Source organism: Paenibacillus xinjiangensis, from assembly GCF_059686975.1.
Genome location: NZ_JCAALS010000026.1, coordinates 37,749 through 54,354 on the forward strand (window position 1 = coordinate 37,749; position 16,606 = coordinate 54,354).

Annotated in this window: 16 protein-coding genes and 1 tRNA gene; 12 read left to right on the forward strand and 5 right to left on the reverse strand. The window is 50.3% G+C overall.

Features of this window, described 5'->3' with window-relative positions; genetic code table 11:
- Nucleotides 1-660: 660 nt before the first annotated feature.
- Nucleotides 661-1,839 carry a GGDEF domain-containing protein gene (locus tag AC6ESP_RS22600; protein WP_497098999.1) on the reverse strand — a complete coding sequence of 393 codons (1,179 nt, stop codon included), beginning with the start codon at nt 1,837-1,839 and terminating at the stop codon, nt 661-663.
- Between the two features lie 189 nt (nt 1,840-2,028).
- Here AC6ESP_RS22600 and AC6ESP_RS22605 point away from each other — a divergent pair, with 189 nt between their 5' ends.
- From AC6ESP_RS22605 to AC6ESP_RS22615, 3 genes are read left to right on the forward strand one after another with little or no spacing between them, the layout of a single operon-like run.
- Nucleotides 2,029-3,159 carry a glycosyltransferase family 4 protein gene (locus AC6ESP_RS22605; protein WP_497099000.1) on the forward strand — a complete coding sequence of 377 codons (1,131 nt, stop codon included), beginning with the start codon at nt 2,029-2,031 and terminating at the stop codon, nt 3,157-3,159.
- A 4-nt stretch (nt 3,160-3,163) separates the two neighbouring features.
- Complete coding sequence (locus AC6ESP_RS22610) at nt 3,164-4,462, forward strand: metallophosphoesterase family protein (RefSeq protein WP_497099001.1); 1,299 nt, start codon at nt 3,164-3,166, stop codon at nt 4,460-4,462.
- On the forward strand, nt 4,459-7,656 hold the full coding sequence (locus AC6ESP_RS22615; protein ID WP_497099002.1) for an AAA family ATPase: 3,198 nt from the start codon (nt 4,459-4,461) through the stop codon (nt 7,654-7,656). The genes AC6ESP_RS22610 and AC6ESP_RS22615 overlap by 4 nt, the downstream gene beginning before the upstream one ends.
- Nucleotides 7,657-7,680: 24 nt before the next feature.
- Here the strand turns inward: AC6ESP_RS22615 and AC6ESP_RS22620 are convergent, their stop codons facing one another.
- Nucleotides 7,681-8,724 carry a YkvI family membrane protein gene (locus tag AC6ESP_RS22620; RefSeq protein WP_497099046.1) on the reverse strand — a complete coding sequence of 348 codons (1,044 nt, stop codon included), beginning with the start codon at nt 8,722-8,724 and terminating at the stop codon, nt 7,681-7,683.
- A gap of 120 nt (nt 8,725-8,844) precedes the next feature.
- Between AC6ESP_RS22620 and AC6ESP_RS22625 the strand changes: the two genes are divergently transcribed.
- Nucleotides 8,845-10,134, forward strand: a complete 1,290-nt coding sequence (locus AC6ESP_RS22625; RefSeq protein ID WP_497099003.1) for an ArsB/NhaD family transporter — start codon at nt 8,845-8,847, stop codon at nt 10,132-10,134.
- On the opposite strand, the gene AC6ESP_RS22630 is transcribed toward AC6ESP_RS22625, so the two are convergent.
- Nucleotides 10,135-10,872 carry a hypothetical protein gene (locus AC6ESP_RS22630; protein WP_497099004.1) on the reverse strand — a complete coding sequence of 246 codons (738 nt, stop codon included), beginning with the start codon at nt 10,870-10,872 and terminating at the stop codon, nt 10,135-10,137. It lies immediately after the preceding gene.
- 231 nt (nt 10,873-11,103) lie between these two features.
- Here AC6ESP_RS22630 and AC6ESP_RS22635 point away from each other — a divergent pair, with 231 nt between their 5' ends.
- The 7 genes from AC6ESP_RS22635 (at nt 11,104) to AC6ESP_RS22665 (ending at nt 14,944) form a co-directional block, all read left to right on the forward strand.
- A complete protein-coding gene (locus tag AC6ESP_RS22635; protein WP_497099005.1) occupies nt 11,104-11,673 on the forward strand; it encodes a xanthine phosphoribosyltransferase in 570 nt (189 codons plus the stop codon).
- An 82-nt stretch (nt 11,674-11,755) separates the two neighbouring features.
- Complete coding sequence (locus AC6ESP_RS22640) at nt 11,756-12,076, forward strand: hypothetical protein (RefSeq protein WP_497099006.1); 321 nt, start codon at nt 11,756-11,758, stop codon at nt 12,074-12,076.
- Between the two features lie 106 nt (nt 12,077-12,182).
- On the forward strand, nt 12,183-12,401 hold the full coding sequence (locus AC6ESP_RS22645) for a hypothetical protein (RefSeq protein WP_497099007.1): 219 nt from the start codon (nt 12,183-12,185) through the stop codon (nt 12,399-12,401).
- A gap of 15 nt (nt 12,402-12,416) precedes the next feature.
- Nucleotides 12,417-12,839, forward strand: a complete 423-nt coding sequence (locus AC6ESP_RS22650) for a TFIIB-type zinc ribbon-containing protein (RefSeq protein ID WP_497099008.1) — start codon at nt 12,417-12,419, stop codon at nt 12,837-12,839.
- A 393-nt stretch (nt 12,840-13,232) separates the two neighbouring features.
- Nucleotides 13,233-14,012 (forward strand): SDR family oxidoreductase, encoded by a 780-nt coding sequence (locus AC6ESP_RS22655; protein ID WP_497099009.1) that lies wholly within the window; start codon nt 13,233-13,235, stop codon nt 14,010-14,012.
- A 30-nt stretch (nt 14,013-14,042) separates the two neighbouring features.
- Nucleotides 14,043-14,456, forward strand: a complete 414-nt coding sequence (locus AC6ESP_RS22660; RefSeq protein WP_497099010.1) for a cytidine deaminase — start codon at nt 14,043-14,045, stop codon at nt 14,454-14,456.
- Between the two features lie 32 nt (nt 14,457-14,488).
- Nucleotides 14,489-14,944 carry a YdeI/OmpD-associated family protein gene (locus AC6ESP_RS22665; protein WP_497099011.1) on the forward strand — a complete coding sequence of 152 codons (456 nt, stop codon included), beginning with the start codon at nt 14,489-14,491 and terminating at the stop codon, nt 14,942-14,944.
- A gap of 78 nt (nt 14,945-15,022) precedes the next feature.
- Here the strand turns inward: AC6ESP_RS22665 and AC6ESP_RS22670 are convergent, their stop codons facing one another.
- Together AC6ESP_RS22670 and AC6ESP_RS22675 are read right to left on the reverse strand one after the other, a co-directional pair.
- A complete protein-coding gene (locus tag AC6ESP_RS22670; RefSeq protein ID WP_497099012.1) occupies nt 15,023-15,577 on the reverse strand; it encodes a glutathione peroxidase in 555 nt (184 codons plus the stop codon).
- Nucleotides 15,578-15,751: 174 nt separating this feature from the next.
- Nucleotides 15,752-15,838, reverse strand: a tRNA-Leu gene (locus AC6ESP_RS22675).
- 136 nt (nt 15,839-15,974) lie between these two features.
- Here AC6ESP_RS22675 and AC6ESP_RS22680 point away from each other — a divergent pair.
- Nucleotides 15,975-16,547, forward strand: a complete 573-nt coding sequence (locus AC6ESP_RS22680) for a xanthine phosphoribosyltransferase (protein ID WP_497099013.1) — start codon at nt 15,975-15,977, stop codon at nt 16,545-16,547.
- Nucleotides 16,548-16,606: the final 59 nt, after the last annotated feature.

Here is a 16,606-nt window from a genome sequence, read left to right on the forward strand (position 1 = left end):
TTAGAGCCATTGGGAAATCTCAAGCCTTAAAATGCCAGCGTTTATCGCAGTTTAAGTTGATATGACTAATAAGGCAAACAACAAAATACTATTTCATCATTGATTTAACCCCGAATTCGGAAGAAAACGACTTGCAACATCCAAAGGAATCGGCTTAATTTCCTCTATGTCAATTCCGACTGTTTGTGTATCAATTGCACATGTTACCCATGAGCCCGAATGCGAAAGTGGAAACGAAATAAAATCTTATCTGACCCTGAAAAGAACCCTAAGTGGTAAAGTTCGTAACTTAGTAACCCATAATAAAATACAATCAAGAAAAAGAATGGATGGATAATTCACGAAATTCAGATGGTAACAGAGGAATTACACATGAAAGGAATATATCCTAGTTATAGAAGAGTTGTCAGTACTACTGGGATTAATATGTCAATAAACAACAGGTTTAAAGAAGCATATTTGCAAAAACTTAGAGAGCTTGGTATTTCCCAAAGGGTGAATTAAACACTATTCTAGAGCCAGTATACTGACTCTTTTATTTTATTAAACCAATGCGAAGTTTATATTAAGCTTGATTTTCGACAAACTTATGATTCGAATCAAACAATTATATCAGCTGCTAGAGTGGACGAAACACTCTTGCAGCATCTTTTTTTTGTATTAAGAGGAAAGTGATTTCTTCTTGGAGGCGGGCATGGATTGGAATAGCGTTACTTTGTTCTTGCCGGTTGTCTTCGAATGATACATGGCTTCATCCGCAAGCTTAACTAGCTCCTGCACGTCCTGAACATCCTTCGTTGTGCTGACCCCTACGCTAATCGTGACCATCGTCTCGAGCTCGACCCGCTTGCGGATGGATTCTGCGACGCGGTCGGGCTTAACCTGATCTGTGCTGACGCATGCAAGCAGCTCTTCACCGCCATATCGGCCAGCTGCGCCTATACCGGCAGATTCTTCCTTAATAATCTCGGATACCTGCTTAAGTACACCGTCTGCCTTATGATGGCCATGCGTATCATTGAGCTTCTTGAAATTGTCGATATCGCAAAAAATGACGGCCATGCCTTTCTGCTTCTTCATCAGCTGCTCGGCCTTCATATGGAAGTGGCGCCGATTGTACAGTCCGGTTAACCCGTCTGTAATGGAGGATTGATAGGTCGACAGCAATCGCTCGATAACCCATTCAAATAAAAGCAAAAAGAGCTGCATAAAGTATATGATCGGAAGAATATGGATGATTAGCAGCAGCCAGGAGACAGCGCCATGGAAGACGTATCCATCAGCGAATCTGGCTAGCTCTGTAATAAAGTATGTAATGAGACTGGCGGAATATTTGGTATTCATATCCGCGCCTCTTGTGTCGAGCAGAATGAGAAATGTCACAATTAAGGAATAGAAATCTAGTGCTAGAAAACGATATTGCTGACCAACTGCTGCGGCCTCGTTAAGAGGAGGCAGGAATGCATACTGCCCTCCAGCAATGACGAAGGTCATGATGACCATGATGATGAAGGGAAGAACTTTTAGCTGGACACTTCGCTGAGTATATAATTTCATGAAAACAAAGTTTATAATAATGAAGGAGACGATCTGCAAGATGGTCGCAGCCATATTCAGCAGAGGCGTAATCGCCGTGTTAGGATAAGCGAGTACAGACAGTAGAGCATGCTGGATGATGAACAGCGGAATGGTTGCAATAAGCAGCCGGTAAACACGTTTGTTGCGATAGCTGGCATATAATCGGGTTGACATAAAGAGCATCAGGACTAATATAACCATCACTGATGTGGAAGAAATTAGCTGACCGTTCGGGCCAGAGACCCATTGTATAATCGACATGTATGTACCACCATTATCCAGTTAGAATGTGTAGCTTTACAGAAACATATGTTCTAATATAACATGTTTTATGAAAGGCGCAAAGCTTCGTTTGAGAAAGATTTCGTCGTCGTGCAAACAGCACTATTACACATATATCGGTTTTGCTGTCGCAAAACCTAATAATAGATTAAAGGAGGCAGGATGTCGTTGAATATTTTACAAGCATTGTTTTTCCCACCTGAGCAACCAGGCGGCGTGTCCTCCATGGTTCCGTACATTCAGGATCGATTCCTGAAGCTTGGTTGGCAGATGGAGCTGTTCTCGTTGCCTAAGCGGGTAAGAGGAAAAGGACAAGAGGAGATAACGTTCGATACGTTTGATATTAAGCAATTCGAAGGCAATCCGACCATCGACAAATACATACAGACCTATCGTGATTATGTCTGGTGGACACGGCTTAGAATCAATCGGTCCTATGACATTATCCATGCCCATCATCCGATTGCTGCACTCGTGATGAAGCAGCTTTTACCGGATACGCCGGTCATTATGACGATGCACTCCAGCTACGAGCGTGAGCTTATTCTGAATGGGAAGATCATCCCTGATGGTCCTGAGCATCGTTTCCTTACATCTATATATGGGGAGCTGGAGGCTAAGCTGGATCGGCTGTTAACAGTGTCTGAATCTTTCCGTTCCTATGTATCGCCCTACATGAAGGATGCAAGTCAGATCAAGGTTATACCGAACGGCTTCGATGAGAAGAGATTCAAGCCGATCGCCCATGAGAATGCGGTTCCTCAATTGATCACCGTATGCAGGCTTGTGCCTGCCAAGGGTTTAGATATTCTGCTGCATGCCTGTGCGGATCTGAAGAAGCGTGGCCATCCGTTCGTGCTCCATATTATTGGAGATGGACCGATTCGGGAAGAGCTGGAGGAGCTCGCAGTATCGCTGGGCTTATATGATGATATTATTTTTTATGGGTATATGCTTCATCCGGAAGAGTTCATGCCATTCTTCGATGTATTCGTACTTCCCTCACGTGCGGAAGCGTTCGGTTCTGTGTTCGCAGAGGCCGCGCTATGCTGGCTGGCATTAGTCGGCACGAATGTGGGCGGGATTTCGGAGCAAATCGATGACGGCGTGAACGGCCTGCTGGTGCCACCTGAGGACCCAATCGCCTTGTCTGATGCACTCGAGAAGCTGGTGACAGACCCGTCATACCGTTATAATCTGGCGCGTGCAGGCTGGGACAAAGCTAAGAAAGTATATTCCCTGCAAAGAGTTATTCTACAGCTCAAAAAAGTATATTTGTCAGTAAAACCGGAGGAATAAGCCGATGACGGTGCCATTTCGATTCATTCATGCGGCGGATCTGCATTTGGACAGTCCGTTCCGCGGCATGAACAAAGTGCCGGAGCCGCTCAGGGACAAGCTGCTGTCCTCCACATTCACCGCTCTAAGGACGTTGACGGACACGGCGATTCGCGAGCAGGTGGACTTCATTGTCCTGTCAGGTGATTTGTACGATGCTGCTGATCGTTCCTTGCGGGCGCAATTGCTGCTCGTCAAGGAATGGGAGAGGCTGTCGGAGCACGGCATTGCTGTATTCGTCATCCATGGCAATCACGATCCACTGAATGGTGAGCGGGCTGAGCTGAAGCTGCCGGCTAACGTTACAGTGTTCGGTGCTGAGCATATGGAATATAAGCCGGCTACCAGCAAGAATGGTGAGCTGGCTGCTTTTGTTTATGGGATGTCCTACGGAACTCGGCATGTCACACAAAATTTAGCTGCAAGCTACTTGCCTCAGCCAGATGCTCCATTCCACATTGCCATGCTTCATGGCAATGTAGGCGGCGACAGCTCCCATGATCCCTATGCGCCATGCTCACTGGAGGAGTTGACCGGCAGCAAAGGCTTTGATTACTGGGCGCTTGGACATATACATACAAGAAAGGTTATGCATGAATATCCCTATGTCGTCTATCCAGGCAACATCCAAGGGCGAAATCCTCGGGAAAAAGGTGAGAAGGGCTGCTATCTGGTAGAGGTATCTGCACAGCGCCTGGTTAATCTGACTTTTATCCCGCTCGATGAGGTGCGCTTTCTGGAAGCGGAGCTGCCAATTACGGGAATTGGCTCTGAGCAGGAGCTTCTACTGCGGCTCGAAGATATGCTGGATCGAATCACGCTTGATGGAGAGGGCCGATCCGTTATGGTAAGGCTAATCTTGGCCGGACGCGGTGCGCTTCACCGCAGGCTGTCCGATCCGGTTATGGCAAGAACGCTTCTGGAGCAGCTGCAAGAGAGCAGGCAGCTGCCAACAGGCGGGATATGGACGTGGGTCTATGCAATTGAGATCTACACGCAAGCGGAGCTTCAGCTGGCTGAGCTGAAGGAGGAGGACAGCTTCACAGGTGAATTGTATAGGCTGGCAGAACGGCTTGAGGAGAATCAGGAGGCTTGGCGCTCTGAGGCAGCAGCTGCCGTGGCAGCTATTGCAGGACACGCAAAGCTTGGCAGGGTGTTGAAGAATAAGTGGGAGGAGCTGCCTACGAGCTGGCTGGAGCAGGCAAGAGAGCTTACTCTTGGTCTGCTGGAGGATGGCGGAGCTGAGGGGAGGAAAGAGGAATGAAGCTTCTTGAGGCACGGATAGATGGCTTCGGCCAGCTCACAGGAGCTCGCTTCCGGTTGGACGCTTCAGCCGTAGTCTGGTATGGGCTGAATGAGGCAGGCAAGAGCACGCTGTTCAGCTTCATTAGAACGATGCTGTACGGCTTCGCCAAACGAAGCAATCTGGCAGAGCGTCAAGAGCCGGTTAATGGCGGAGCGCACGGGGGCCAGCTGCTGTTCGAGAATGCCAGTGGCGCTTCATATGTGATTGAGCGGTATGCGGATCGGGGAGGCGGCAAGCTGAAGCTGCGCCGGTTAGATGCCGAGGGTGCAGAAGGTGAGGAGAGCTGGCTCTCTCAAGAGGAATGGGAGCGGCAGTTCCTTGGCGGTACGAATGAGCGGCTGTTCCGACAGCTGTACGCGATTACCTTGTCAGAGCTGCAGGACGTTGGGGCGCTATCTGGCGATGAGCTTGGACGATATTTGTACCATGCAGGCTGGGAAGGCGGTAAAGCGATCGCTGCTGCGGAGAAGCGCTTGCAGCAGGAGATGGAGTCGTTGTTCAAGCCGCGCGGTGTTAATCAGCAGATGAATAAACAGCTGAAGGCGCTTGATCAGACGGAGGCAGCGCTTCGCAAGCAGGCGGATGGCATTACGGCTTATAACCAATTGAAGCGACAGCTGGAGCTTCTCGATCAGGAGCTGCTGCTGTTAGATGAAGAGCTGCCGCGGAAGCAGTCCTATCTGCAATTAGTGGACAAGGCGAACGCAGTTCGACCGGATTGGGTGAGAAGACTTGAGCTGCTGCAGGAACGAGAAGGATTCGTTGAAGCTGGACGTATTACAGCAGAAGCAGAGCTGCGCTGGACAGAGCTGCAAAGGGAGAGAGTCCAATTAAATGAGCAGCTTGACGAGCTTCAGCGCAGCAGTCAGCTGTTAGAACTGCAGCGCAGCGCGATCGTCATCAATGATCAACTGCTAGTGACAGCAGAGGAAGTGGAGGCTGCTCTGCAGGAAAGCGAGCGAATTCAGCATTGGCGGCAAGAGCGAATAGAGCTGCAGGCGGAGCTGCGAGCGGATGACGAGGTGATCGGCCGATACTTAAGCCGGATCGCCGTGGATTGGACGGAGGAGCAGCTGCGAAGCCTGCGGATCACAGTCGCTGACCGCGAATATGTGCGCGGGGTCAAGGGACTTGAAGCGGAAGCGGGCCGCCTGGAGGAGCGGCTGAATGCGGAGCTGTACACGTCCGTGGAGCAGGAACGCGAAGCGGCGCAGCAGCTTGCCGAGGCGGATGCAGAGCAGGCGAGGCTGGAGGCCGCGCATGGAAGCAGCGGCGGCGTGGAGTTTGTGCCGCGCACGCGCGAAGCGCTTCGCGCGGCTTGGAACGCTTGCGATGCTGCGCTTCGCGAGTGGGAATTAGAGCGGCTGCGGCTAGCTGCCGCGCCGGAAGCGGGCCGCGGCGGAGCCGGCCCGTTATGGGCGGGCGCCGCGGCTGCGGGCGGTGCCGCCGTTGCACTTGGCGCAGCCGCGATAGCTGGCGGAGGCGACGCCGGCACGGCGAGCGCCGCGGGCGCAGCGGCGCTGGGCGCGCTTGCGCTAGCGCTGGCGGCGCTGGCGCTGGTGCGCAGCCGGCGGCGCCAGCCGCGGCAGCGCGGGCGCGGTGCGCGCGGCGGCAGCGCACTCGCCGCGCACCAGCGCGCCACAGCTGCGCTGGCAGCGCTGGTGCGCGAGCCCGCCCTTGCCGCGGCTGCGCTGCAAGGGCAAGGCGCCGCTGCCGCTGGCACTGCGGCGGCGCAAGAGCACGCGCATGCCGCTGCGCAGGCACGCGAACAGCTGTGCGCTGCCGTGGATGCGCGCCTGGAGGCGCTGCACGCCAGCGAGCGCATGAGCGGCGCGCGCATCGAGCTCGCCCGCAGGCATGCGCGTCTGCGCGCAGCTGCGCTGGAGCGCCGCGAGGCCGCTGCCGCTGCGGCGCAAGAGCGTACAGCAGCCGCCCGCCAGTGGCGCGGCTGGCTGGAAGCGCTCGCGCTGCAGCCGGGCATGTCGCCGGATGCAGCGCTCGAAGTATTCGACCTCGCCGAGCAAGCTTTGCTCCGGCTCGAGCAGCGGGAACGCCACGCGGCGAAGAAAGCCGCCGCAGAAGCAAGACTCGCCGCCTTCGAGGCGCAGGCGGCAGAGCTATGCGCCGCCTATCCCGAGGCGGCGCACAAGCAAGCAGCAGACCCGGCGCTGGCGCTCCGGCTGCTGCAAGCAGAGCAGCGCCGGCAAGCTGCGGCGCAGCTCCAAGCCGCTGGTATGACTGAGCGGCTCCAAGAGCAACACCTATCCATCACGACGGTGGAATCCCGTCTGATGCAGAACATCGCGGCTGCGGCTGAGCTCGTGCAGCAGGCGGATATGCCGTCGGAGGCAGCGTTCGCAGCTAACCTTCAGCATCGCAGCAGACTCGCTGCGATTGATGCTGAGCTGAATAAGCTGACGATCGAGCTGACGGCAGGTATGACAGAGCAGCGGCTAGCTGAGCTCAAGCAGCTGCTTGCCCTCCATGATGAAGCCGAGCTTCACACTATGCGAGGCATGTCTCAAGAGGCTGCACTGGAAGCGGAACGAAAGCGGACGGATAGGCTGGATACAAGAGGTAGGCTGAGGCAGCAGTTGGATAATCTTCTGCAGGAGGATGAGCAGAGGGTGCTTCTTGCAGACAAGGAGATGATAATAGCTCAGCTGGAGAGAGATGCGGAGAGGTATGCGGTGCTCTCTGTCAGCAGCAGTCTGATTCGGTCGACCAGACGCATTTACGAGGAGGAACGGCAGCCGGTCGTTCTGCGGCTGGCAAGCGGGTTCGTACAGCAATTGACCGAAGGGCGTTATCGAAGGGTGCTGACGACACCTGGCGATTCGACGATTCGACTCGAGACGGCTGATCTCAGAATTGTCGATAGTGTCATGCTGAGTCGCGGCACAGCTGAGCAGGTGTATCTGGCGATGCGCCTCGCACTTGCAGTTGAGTCTGCACAAACGGCCAATCTGCCGTTGCTGCTCGATGATCTGTTCGTCAACTTCGACAAGAAACGGCTGCAAGCGGCAGCTGAGCTCCTGATCCCGTTATCCCAGCACAGACAGCTTGTTCTATTCACCTGCCATGAGCATATTCGCAATATGCTCATGGAGAAGCTTCCAGAAGCTCGGCTCAATGAGCTAACTCCTTCATAGTTTGACCAGCCTCACTAGCCTTACTCACACATGGCTCTGCGTCATTTTTTTACGGATAATCAGGATCAGCCAGCCGAAGCTAATGACGCCGAAGATCGGATACAGCGTAGACAGCAGCGTACCGAAGCCGATCTGGCTTGTCAGCAGGCAGAACCCAAGGACGAGCAAAGTGAGGATGGAGCGCGGCCATTTCAGCCGTTGCTGAAGCTGGAGGGTTAGACCATAAATATCGGCGATTAGTGTGGTGAAGATTTCGGCAAAAATCAAAAATACATAAATGAACTGAATTGTATGTCCAAGCTGCTTGGCGATGCCTCCCATCGGGATTGCATACTGCTGAATGCCAGGCATATGAACGGATAGCGCGATATGGCCTGCGAGCAGCATGAAGCCAATGCCAATGCCTCCGACCCATGAGCCTGCAATGATCACTTTACGGTCAGGCGTATCTGCTCCGAGCGGGACAAGCACCGCCTGTGACATCGATAGATTAAAGGCGGTATACAGGAATGGGGAAGCCCATGCTGCCCATACCGTATGATCGCTAGAGAGCGTCAGGAAACGGCCTGCTTCCGGGGTGCTGAAGGTATCGATCATGACGAACACGGTGAATATGAGCATGAGCGGAACGACAATCGCGTTAACCGTCAAGATGGCATTCATGCCTTTGCGAAGCAGGAAATAACAAGCGACAACCGTAATGATTAAGCCAGATTGATAAGAGATGTTCCAATTCTCATAAAAAATAGTGCCGGCTCCCGCGAGCATGACCGCGGTTACGCCGAGCAGAATGATCAGCATGAAGTGGCTGATCCAGCGGCCCATTTTATCGCCGAACAGCACCTTGTTCAGATCCTCATAGGACTTGGCCTTTATCTCGCTGGCAATCAGCATCATCTTGCTGCCCAGCCAAATGAATAGAGCAGTTGCAACCGCAATGGTCATTGTGCCCCAGTAACCGAAACGGGTGAAAAACTGCAATATTTCTTGACCGGTAGCGAACCCTGCACCAACGATTGTACCTATATAAGTCGAGGCGATTTGCAGCACCCTGCCTGTACGCTTCATCATGTAAGCCTGTCCTCCAATCTATGAAAACTTGTCTATTTACAAGGTATGATCGGAAGGGGACGAGCATGACAGCAAGTTCACTTTAGTCGTTAAAAACGAAGGCGGTTCCTACTTATTATGGCTATGCTCGTAACTATTATTGTGTTTGCTGCCTCGCTTGCGCTTATTCTCTTTAAGCCGCGAGGATTGAATGAGGCATTCACCGCTCTGGCGGGAGCCGCCATCTTGTTCGCGCTCCAACTGCTGAAGCCGGAGGATGCCTCGTACATATGGGGATTTGTGTGGAATGCGACATTTTCGCTGATCGGAATTATGATCTTCACGTCATTATTGGATCATAATGGCTTCTTCCGCTGGGCGGCTCTCCATATTGTACAGCGGTATCACCACCGGCAGGTGCTGCTGTTCGCGCTGCTATCTCTACTAGCAGCTGTGATAACGATTTTCTTCAACAATGACGGGACGATTCTGATCATGGTGCCGATTGTACTGGAGGTAACAGCCCTACTGCGGCTATCGAGAGGCGGAAGGCTCGCTTATCTGCTAGGGATTGGCTTCATGGCGGACACAGCAAGCGCTCCTCTGATGATGAGCAATCTGACGAATATATTAACGTCCGACTTTTTTGAGATTCCATTCGGAGAATATGCTTCTCATATGCTGCTTCCGGGGCTTGCTGCTATAGCGGCGACGGTGTTTGTGATGACGGGCTTCTTCCGGCAGCGAATATTGGCAGAGGAGGAGCGAGGCGAGTCTCCGGCATTGTTCCCGCAGCCGCGTTCGGTCATCGGAGATCCCTTGTTATTCCGACTGTCGTGGCTGATTATCATTCTGATGCTGGTCGGTTACCTGATCTCGGAGCACTTCGGCATCCCGGCGTCGGCAATCGCACTCGGCGGGGCAGCTGTTCAGTGGATACTGTCGGCAGCAAAAGGACGCGCCCCGTTCAAACAAACGGTATTGCGCGCCCCATGGCTTATTATCGTATTCGCTTTGTCGATGAACCTGATTGTATATAGTCTGCATGTACATGGCGCAGCCGCGTGGTTCCCATCGCTTATTGCGCAAGCAGCAGATAAGAATGATCTGATCGGCATATTAGGCTCTGGGCTACTGTTCGCCATACTCGCCTCAGTCATCAATAACTTGCCAGCTGTTCTCATCTCATCATTAGCTATTGTAGAAGTGAATGGACCAGACTATTTGCCTTATGCCAGCCTGCTTGGAACAGCGGTAGGTGCGAAGCTGACTCCAATTGGCTCTCTGGCAACGCTGCTCTGGATTCAGCTCGTACGCCAAGGCGGGATCACCATCACTTGGAGAGAATATACCAAGTATGGCTTACTATTCACATTCCCGATTCTGCTGTTCGCGCTGCTTGTGCTTTGGCTGCAAGGATGGCATTAATTAGGTTTGTTTGATGAGCTTAATCGACACGATCTTGTTCCGGTCAGGATCAAGATCGAGCTTGAGCAGCGTACCTTCCCCTTCATAAGTAAGCATGTAGCTGTTCTGCGTACTCGGCTTCCCGAGTGCTTTCACAGCCGACTCGGGCTTATCGCCCACACGGACACCGCTAAGCCCGGTCGATACTGTGTTCAAGTAGACCTCGATATACTGCACCGTTTTATTGGCAGATATGCCAATGGCATAGCCTGTATACTCCAGCACCTCAATCTTCTCATCCTCATCTTCAAGTATGTACGAATCATCGGCTGTGCCGAGCTGCTTAACGATGTCGGCTTTGGCTGCTCCAATCGGAATGTCGAGCAGCAGCGGCTTGGCTGCGTTCCACTTCGGCTCTTCTCCTTCGGTGCTTACATCAGCCTTCGTACTGGTTGAGAGGGGTTCCTGTGAATTGGATTCCGCACTTGCTCCACTGCCGCTTCCGGAGGCTTCATAATCGGGCGGCGCACTCTCGACATAAGTATCGCTTGAATCGTTATCCTCTAAGTAGGTTTTCTGTGGTGTATCTTTATCTAAATAAGTATCATTACGCTCTGCTGACTGGCCTTGAGCTTCATTAGTAGTCTCAGGCTTCGGCTCGCCCCCCAGCTGACAGCCTGCTGCAAGCAGGGTAATGGTCAGGGCAGCTGCCCATTTGCTCATCATAGCGTATCGTGCTCTTGGCGATCTCATCTGCATTATTTCCCCCCCTATATATGATCGTATGGATGACGCAGTAGCTTATATCTAATAGACGTCCATAATTGGAAAAAGTTTCTGGAATGCTTTCATTGTAGAACAAATAATCGAGCTGGTCTATTCTTGTCCATGTGCAGATAACCTGACATTTAGCCAGTACTTCGGGTTGCGCTTGGAACCCTTCCTATGGTACGTTAACGAAAAGGAATTTTGGTGGAGGGAATGGAATACATGAATATTTTAAAAGAGCGTATTTTGCAGCAAGGATCTGTATTATCAAATGATGTACTGAGGCTGGATTCTTTGATCAACCACCAGGTCGATCCTGCGCTAACGATGGAAATGGGACATGAGTTTGCTCGCAGGTTCGCTGATGAGCAGATCACTAAGGTCATTACGATAGAATCATCGGGTATTCCGTCAGCTTTTGCTGCTGCTTATGTGCTGGGTGTTCCGCTTGTATTTGCACGCCGCAAGAAGACACTTATTGCTGATCCAGAGGCTTATTCGGAACGTGTACCCTCCTTTACAAAAGGCATGGTAACGGATATCATGGTATCCAAGCAATTTCTAACCAAAGACGATAGAGTGCTGTTCATTGATGATATTATCGCAAACGGCGATGCGGCGCGCGGACTTGTGAAGATTATCGAGAGATCTGGAGCGCATCTCGTTGGACTAGGCATCGTCGTCGAGAAATCCTTCCAAGCAGGCGGAAGAACGCTGCGTGAGCAAGGGGTTCGAATGGAATCGCTGGTTAAAATCTCATCGCTTGAGAATGGTCAGATTACGTTCGAATAACAAGTTCCAGAGTTATACTCTTTTCTGCTTCGACAATATGGCTTATAATAATATTCATGTAACCGAGGGGAGGCATAAGCAAATGGGTCATTTATCTGCTGAGTTTATGAATACAAAACTAGGTGACGCGAAGGTGCATTTTGAACGTGCACTAGATTGTAAGCATACGGAATTTGACGATCTTTATCCTTATATGATTGAGCATCCGCAATTTTTCTGGTACAAACGTTATGTAGCTTGGTCAGAGCTGCTTACGATTGTTAAGCTGTCTGAGGAACTCGACATGAGCTGGCGTGAACAGTTTACTGAGCGTCAAGCGGAGTATATAGCGGGGCGTGTGATGTCTTCTCGAGTACTCGATGAATGGTATGAAACGAATGATACTAAGGAACATGTAGGCTAATACGTGTCTAACACGAATAGGATATGAATGACTGAAAACCTCAATGAACTTTAACCAGTTTCATTGAGGTTTTTTCCAAATTGCTGCTAGCAGGAGGTATAAGTAATTGATTACAGAGGAACAACTGGATTATTATCGTGTCAATGGAGATATGGTACGAGTGATCCGCGATGAAATGGAAATGAATGATGTAACAGGAATCGTAGTAGCTTGGGATGATGCGTCAGTGGTCATTCGAAGAGCGAATAGACGAGTCGTTAAGCTAAGCCGCGATTATACACTTGAGCTTGCATCAAGCGAGCGCGGGAGCGGAAGCTCAACATAAAGGAGGTAGACAAGGTTGAAGTGTCCAGTGTGTGCAGATGTGCGAATGAGGGAAGTTGAGAAGGATGGTATTCTAATCGACATATGTCCAGATTGCAAGGGAGTATGGCTGGATCGTGGAGAGCTGGATAAGCTTATGCAAGGGGTTAAGGAGTATCAGGCTGAGGAAGCAAGATATGATTCGCAGCCAAGCAGCCCGCCATCCGGAGCTAACGGACAAGCTGGTTACGGTCAGACCCCTGGGCAGCCGTACAATAACTCGAATGGTTACGGACAGCAGCCTTATTCACCTCCTCCAGGCTACGGGGCGGCGCAGCAAGGCAGCTATGACAGGCATTACAATGGGGGCTACGACTCCAAGGTGAAGTATGATAAATACGGCAGACCGTATAAGAAGAAAAAAACGGTGCTCGATGTATTTGGTGATTTGTTCGAATAAGCTTTCTCTATTATAGCGACTACTCCCGAAGTTGAATTGAGGGGTGGTCGCTTGTTTTTTTATATGTCTTTGAAAATGGTTGTAAATATTGATTTTATTGTCATTCTCAATTAAGGTATATGCAGAGATGCTGGTGAAGGAGCTTGAAGCAGACATGTGGATTATACTGTAGGGATATGAACGAGATACAATACGGATGGACAATAGTGAAGGATCACTGTTGTAGTTGGTATTGCTTGCTTATCTTTTACCTTACAGGATACGCAGGGATGATGAATCATCAAGCCCACTGTGCGGATACCTTATTGGTATCTGTTTTTATAATCAGGGGAGCTGCATCTCGGATGAACGTCTAACTGTTGGTCCTCCTAATTATGAATGGGGGAAATTACAATGATCAAATTGAACAATAAAATAGCAATCATAACAGGTGCAAGCAGAGCCTCTGGTATTGGGACAGCCGTATGCCGCTCATTAGCAAGCTTAGGGGCAGATATCTTTTTTACCCATTGGCGTGCCTTCGACGAAACTGCTGGTAATGGCGGAGAACCTGATTGGCCGATGCAGCTGCAAGACGAACTGGAGCAGCTAGGTGTGAGAGCAGCTCATATGGAGGCGGATCTGGCTGACCCCGAGATGCCAGCTCTTATAATGGATCAGGTAGAACGGACTTTAGGAGCGCCTTCAATTCTAATTAATAATGCGACTTACGAGCTGCATACTCATTTCAGAAGTCTTGATGCAGCAACGCTTGATCAGCATTATGCTGTGAACAATCGGGGCACTATACTGCTCAGCACTGAATTTGCGAAGCGATTTGAGCTGAACCAACCAGCAGGTGCAGTAGGGCGTATTATCTTCTTAGTATCCAAGGGGCCAGACTCTAATAACTTGGCTTATATCGCAACGAAAGGAGCACTTATAGCATTGATTGAGCCATTATCGGTAGGCTTGGCGCCGCTTCATATAACGGTTAACGGGTTTGATCCTGGTCCGACTCATTCAGGCTGGATTAATGATGAGCTGAAGGAGCATTTTTTGCCGATGTTCCCGATGGGACGCCTAGGATTGCCTGAGGATGCAGCTCGGGGAATCAGCTTATTAGCCAGCGACGAATCGCAGTGGATTACGGGACAAGTCATCCGATCCGAAGGCGGGTTCTTAGGCAAGTAATGAACGATGAGCTTATGGAGAGTGTGCACAATGATTAAGAAAATAGACCAGCAGCTTATAGCTGTGGCGCAGGATACAATAAGCAGACTGTACCAAGATGGGAAGCATCATGTAGGGGCGGCGCTGAGAACAAAATCAGGCAAGATATTCTCGGCGGTTCATCTGGAGGCTTACATTGGAAGAGTAGCTGTATGTGCCGAAGCTATTGTCATCGGCAAAGCAATCTCTGAGGGAGAACATGAATTTGACACCATTGTTGCTGTCAGACATCCTGATCCAGACCACGAGAATGAGCCCATTGAGGTCGTATCCCCTTGTGGGATATGTCGCGAGTTAATTAGTGACTACGGAATGGATATGAACGTTATTATCAAGGATCACGACCACTATACAACAACCCCAATTACTGAGCTGCTGCCGCGGAAGTATTCACGTGGGGGATAAGGTGACGATAGGAACAGAAGGAGGGCTATTGTATGAGTATGACAGTAACATTCTTAACTAGCGTCATCCAGGCAGAAGGCAAGAAAGCGACAGGCATTGTGGTGCCTGCAGAGATGATAGACAAGCTTGGCAAGAGCAAGAAGCCGAGTGTCACGGTAAGTCTGAATGGCTACAGCTATTCGACTACTGTAGGTGTAATGAATGGTGAGTTCATGATTCCACTTAGCGCCGCGCATAGGGAAGCTTCAAGTCTCAAGGCTGGAGACCAGGTAGAGGTGAAGCTTGCGCTTGATCTAGAGCCACGCACCATTGAAGTTCCTGATGATCTTCGTGCTGCATTGTCTGCTCAGGAGGGCGCTACCCAGGTGTTCGAAGCCTTGGCTCCCTCGAAGCGCAAAGAATTCGTCAGACAGGTCGTTGATGCCAAAACTCAGGAAACAAGGGATCGGAGAATTGCCGGTATTGTTGCCAAATTCATGGAGACTTAGTCCGACTAGTATACCGACATAGCATGGAAAAAAACATCCCGAACTCTCTTGATAGAGTAGTTCGGGATGTTCGTTGTTTTACGCTAATTGCAGCAATTCATCTAAGCTGACTTTGATGTCATTAATCGAATCTGTCGGTTCGAATCGACGAACGACATTACCTTCTTGATCAACAAGGAACTTCGTGAAATTCCATTTGACTGGATTGCCGAGCAGCCACTCGGGCGCTTTGTCGGCAACCATCATTTTGAGCAGCTTGGCACTAATATTGCTCTCGTCGAATCCTTGGAATGGAGCGGCCTTCGTCAAATAATGGAATAGTGGATGGGCTTGATCGCCGTTCACATCAATTTTTCCTACCATCGGGAACTTCACGCCATAGTTGATCTGACAGAAGGATTCGGCATCATGGCTGTTGCCTGGCTCCTGCTCGTCGAATTGATTGCAAGGAAATCCGATAACTTCGACTCCGCGTTCTTTGTATTGCTCATACAGCTTCTGCAGATCATCGAACTGGGGGGTGAATTTACATTTGCTTGCGGTATTCACAATAAGTACGAGCTTGCCTGCGAATTGGTACAAAGGCAACCGATCACCGTTCGTTTTTACGATGTTGAAATCGTAGATTGTCATAGCTGCTGTCACTCCTAAGAAGTTAGTAAAGGTTACCATCTCAATAAACTAAGTATAAAAGTAACATATTTCGAGAGGTGTATGTATTTTTTTTTTTGAAAGAGACTATTGCCTATGAAAAAAGGCCCGTGAATCGCTCTAAGAGCAAATCCACGAACCTGTTAGTTGAATGGTTGGTGCGGTCGAGAGGACTCGAACCTCCACGGCTGTTACACCACTAGAACCTGAATCTAGCGCGTCTGCCAATTCCGCCACGACCGCAAATGTTGATGTTGTGTCAACAAAAACGATTGTATCATGTTATAATAGGAGCAGTCAAGAACAAACCAGTACGTTAGAATACTCGGCATTAGGTGTACGCGAAATAATTCAATATGATGGACAAGGGGTAATTGAATTGGAACTATTGAAGAATAAAGTGCTGCAAGAGGGAATCGTCCTAAGTGAGCAAGTATTGAAGGTTGACTCATTCCTTAATCATCAGATTGATCCTCAGCTGATGTGGGAGATTGGTGCTACCTTCGTAGCTCAATTCGCGGAGAGCGGCGTTACGAAGGTGCTGACGATTGAGTCATCGGGTATTGCTCCAGCCATTATGGCGGCTCTGCAATTCAAGGTGCCGTTGGTATTCGCAAGAAAGAAAAAATCATTGACACTTCGTGACGACCTGTATACCGAAAAAATCTACTCGTTCACCAAGCAAGAGGAGAGCGAAGTGACCGTCTCCAAAAAGTTTGTAGGACCTGGAGATCGGGTGCTCATTATCGATGATTTTCTGGCTAATGGCGACGCTGCCCTCGGTATGGCAAGAATCGTTGAGCAGGCAGGCGCTTCGGTATGCGGTATTGGGATCGTGATTGAGAAGTCGTTCCAGCCGGGAAGACAGAAGCTGCTTGAGCTTGGCTACCGGGTAGAATCACTTGCGCGAGTTGCTTCTCTGAAGGATCAGAAGGTAACTTTCGCTGAATAGTCAGCTTCATTGACTTCTGCTCGCATAGTCCCTATAATAGCTCCATATTTAAAGGCTCG

Bases quoted from the DNA above. Each gene is read 5' to 3' on its own strand.
- AC6ESP_RS22600 (WP_497098999.1), bottom strand. From the start codon at position 1,839: ATGTCGATTATACAATGGGTCTCTGGCCCGAACGGTCAGCTAATTTCT.
- AC6ESP_RS22610 (WP_497099001.1), top strand. From the start codon at position 3,164: ATGACGGTGCCATTTCGATTCATTCATGCGGCGGATCTGCATTTGGAC.
- AC6ESP_RS22615 (WP_497099002.1), top strand. From the start codon at position 4,459: ATGAAGCTTCTTGAGGCACGGATAGATGGCTTCGGCCAGCTCACAGGA.
- AC6ESP_RS22620 (WP_497099046.1), bottom strand. From the start codon at position 8,724: ATGAAGCGTACAGGCAGGGTGCTGCAAATCGCCTCGACTTATATAGGT.
- AC6ESP_RS22625 (WP_497099003.1), top strand. From the start codon at position 8,845: ATGGCTATGCTCGTAACTATTATTGTGTTTGCTGCCTCGCTTGCGCTT.
- AC6ESP_RS22630 (WP_497099004.1), bottom strand. From the start codon at position 10,872: ATGCAGATGAGATCGCCAAGAGCACGATACGCTATGATGAGCAAATGG.
- AC6ESP_RS22635 (WP_497099005.1), top strand. From the start codon at position 11,104: ATGAATATTTTAAAAGAGCGTATTTTGCAGCAAGGATCTGTATTATCA.
- AC6ESP_RS22640 (WP_497099006.1), top strand. From the start codon at position 11,756: ATGGGTCATTTATCTGCTGAGTTTATGAATACAAAACTAGGTGACGCG.
- AC6ESP_RS22655 (WP_497099009.1), top strand. From the start codon at position 13,233: ATGATCAAATTGAACAATAAAATAGCAATCATAACAGGTGCAAGCAGA.
- AC6ESP_RS22660 (WP_497099010.1), top strand. From the start codon at position 14,043: ATGATTAAGAAAATAGACCAGCAGCTTATAGCTGTGGCGCAGGATACA.
- AC6ESP_RS22665 (WP_497099011.1), top strand. From the start codon at position 14,489: ATGAGTATGACAGTAACATTCTTAACTAGCGTCATCCAGGCAGAAGGC.
- AC6ESP_RS22670 (WP_497099012.1), bottom strand. From the start codon at position 15,577: ATGACAATCTACGATTTCAACATCGTAAAAACGAACGGTGATCGGTTG.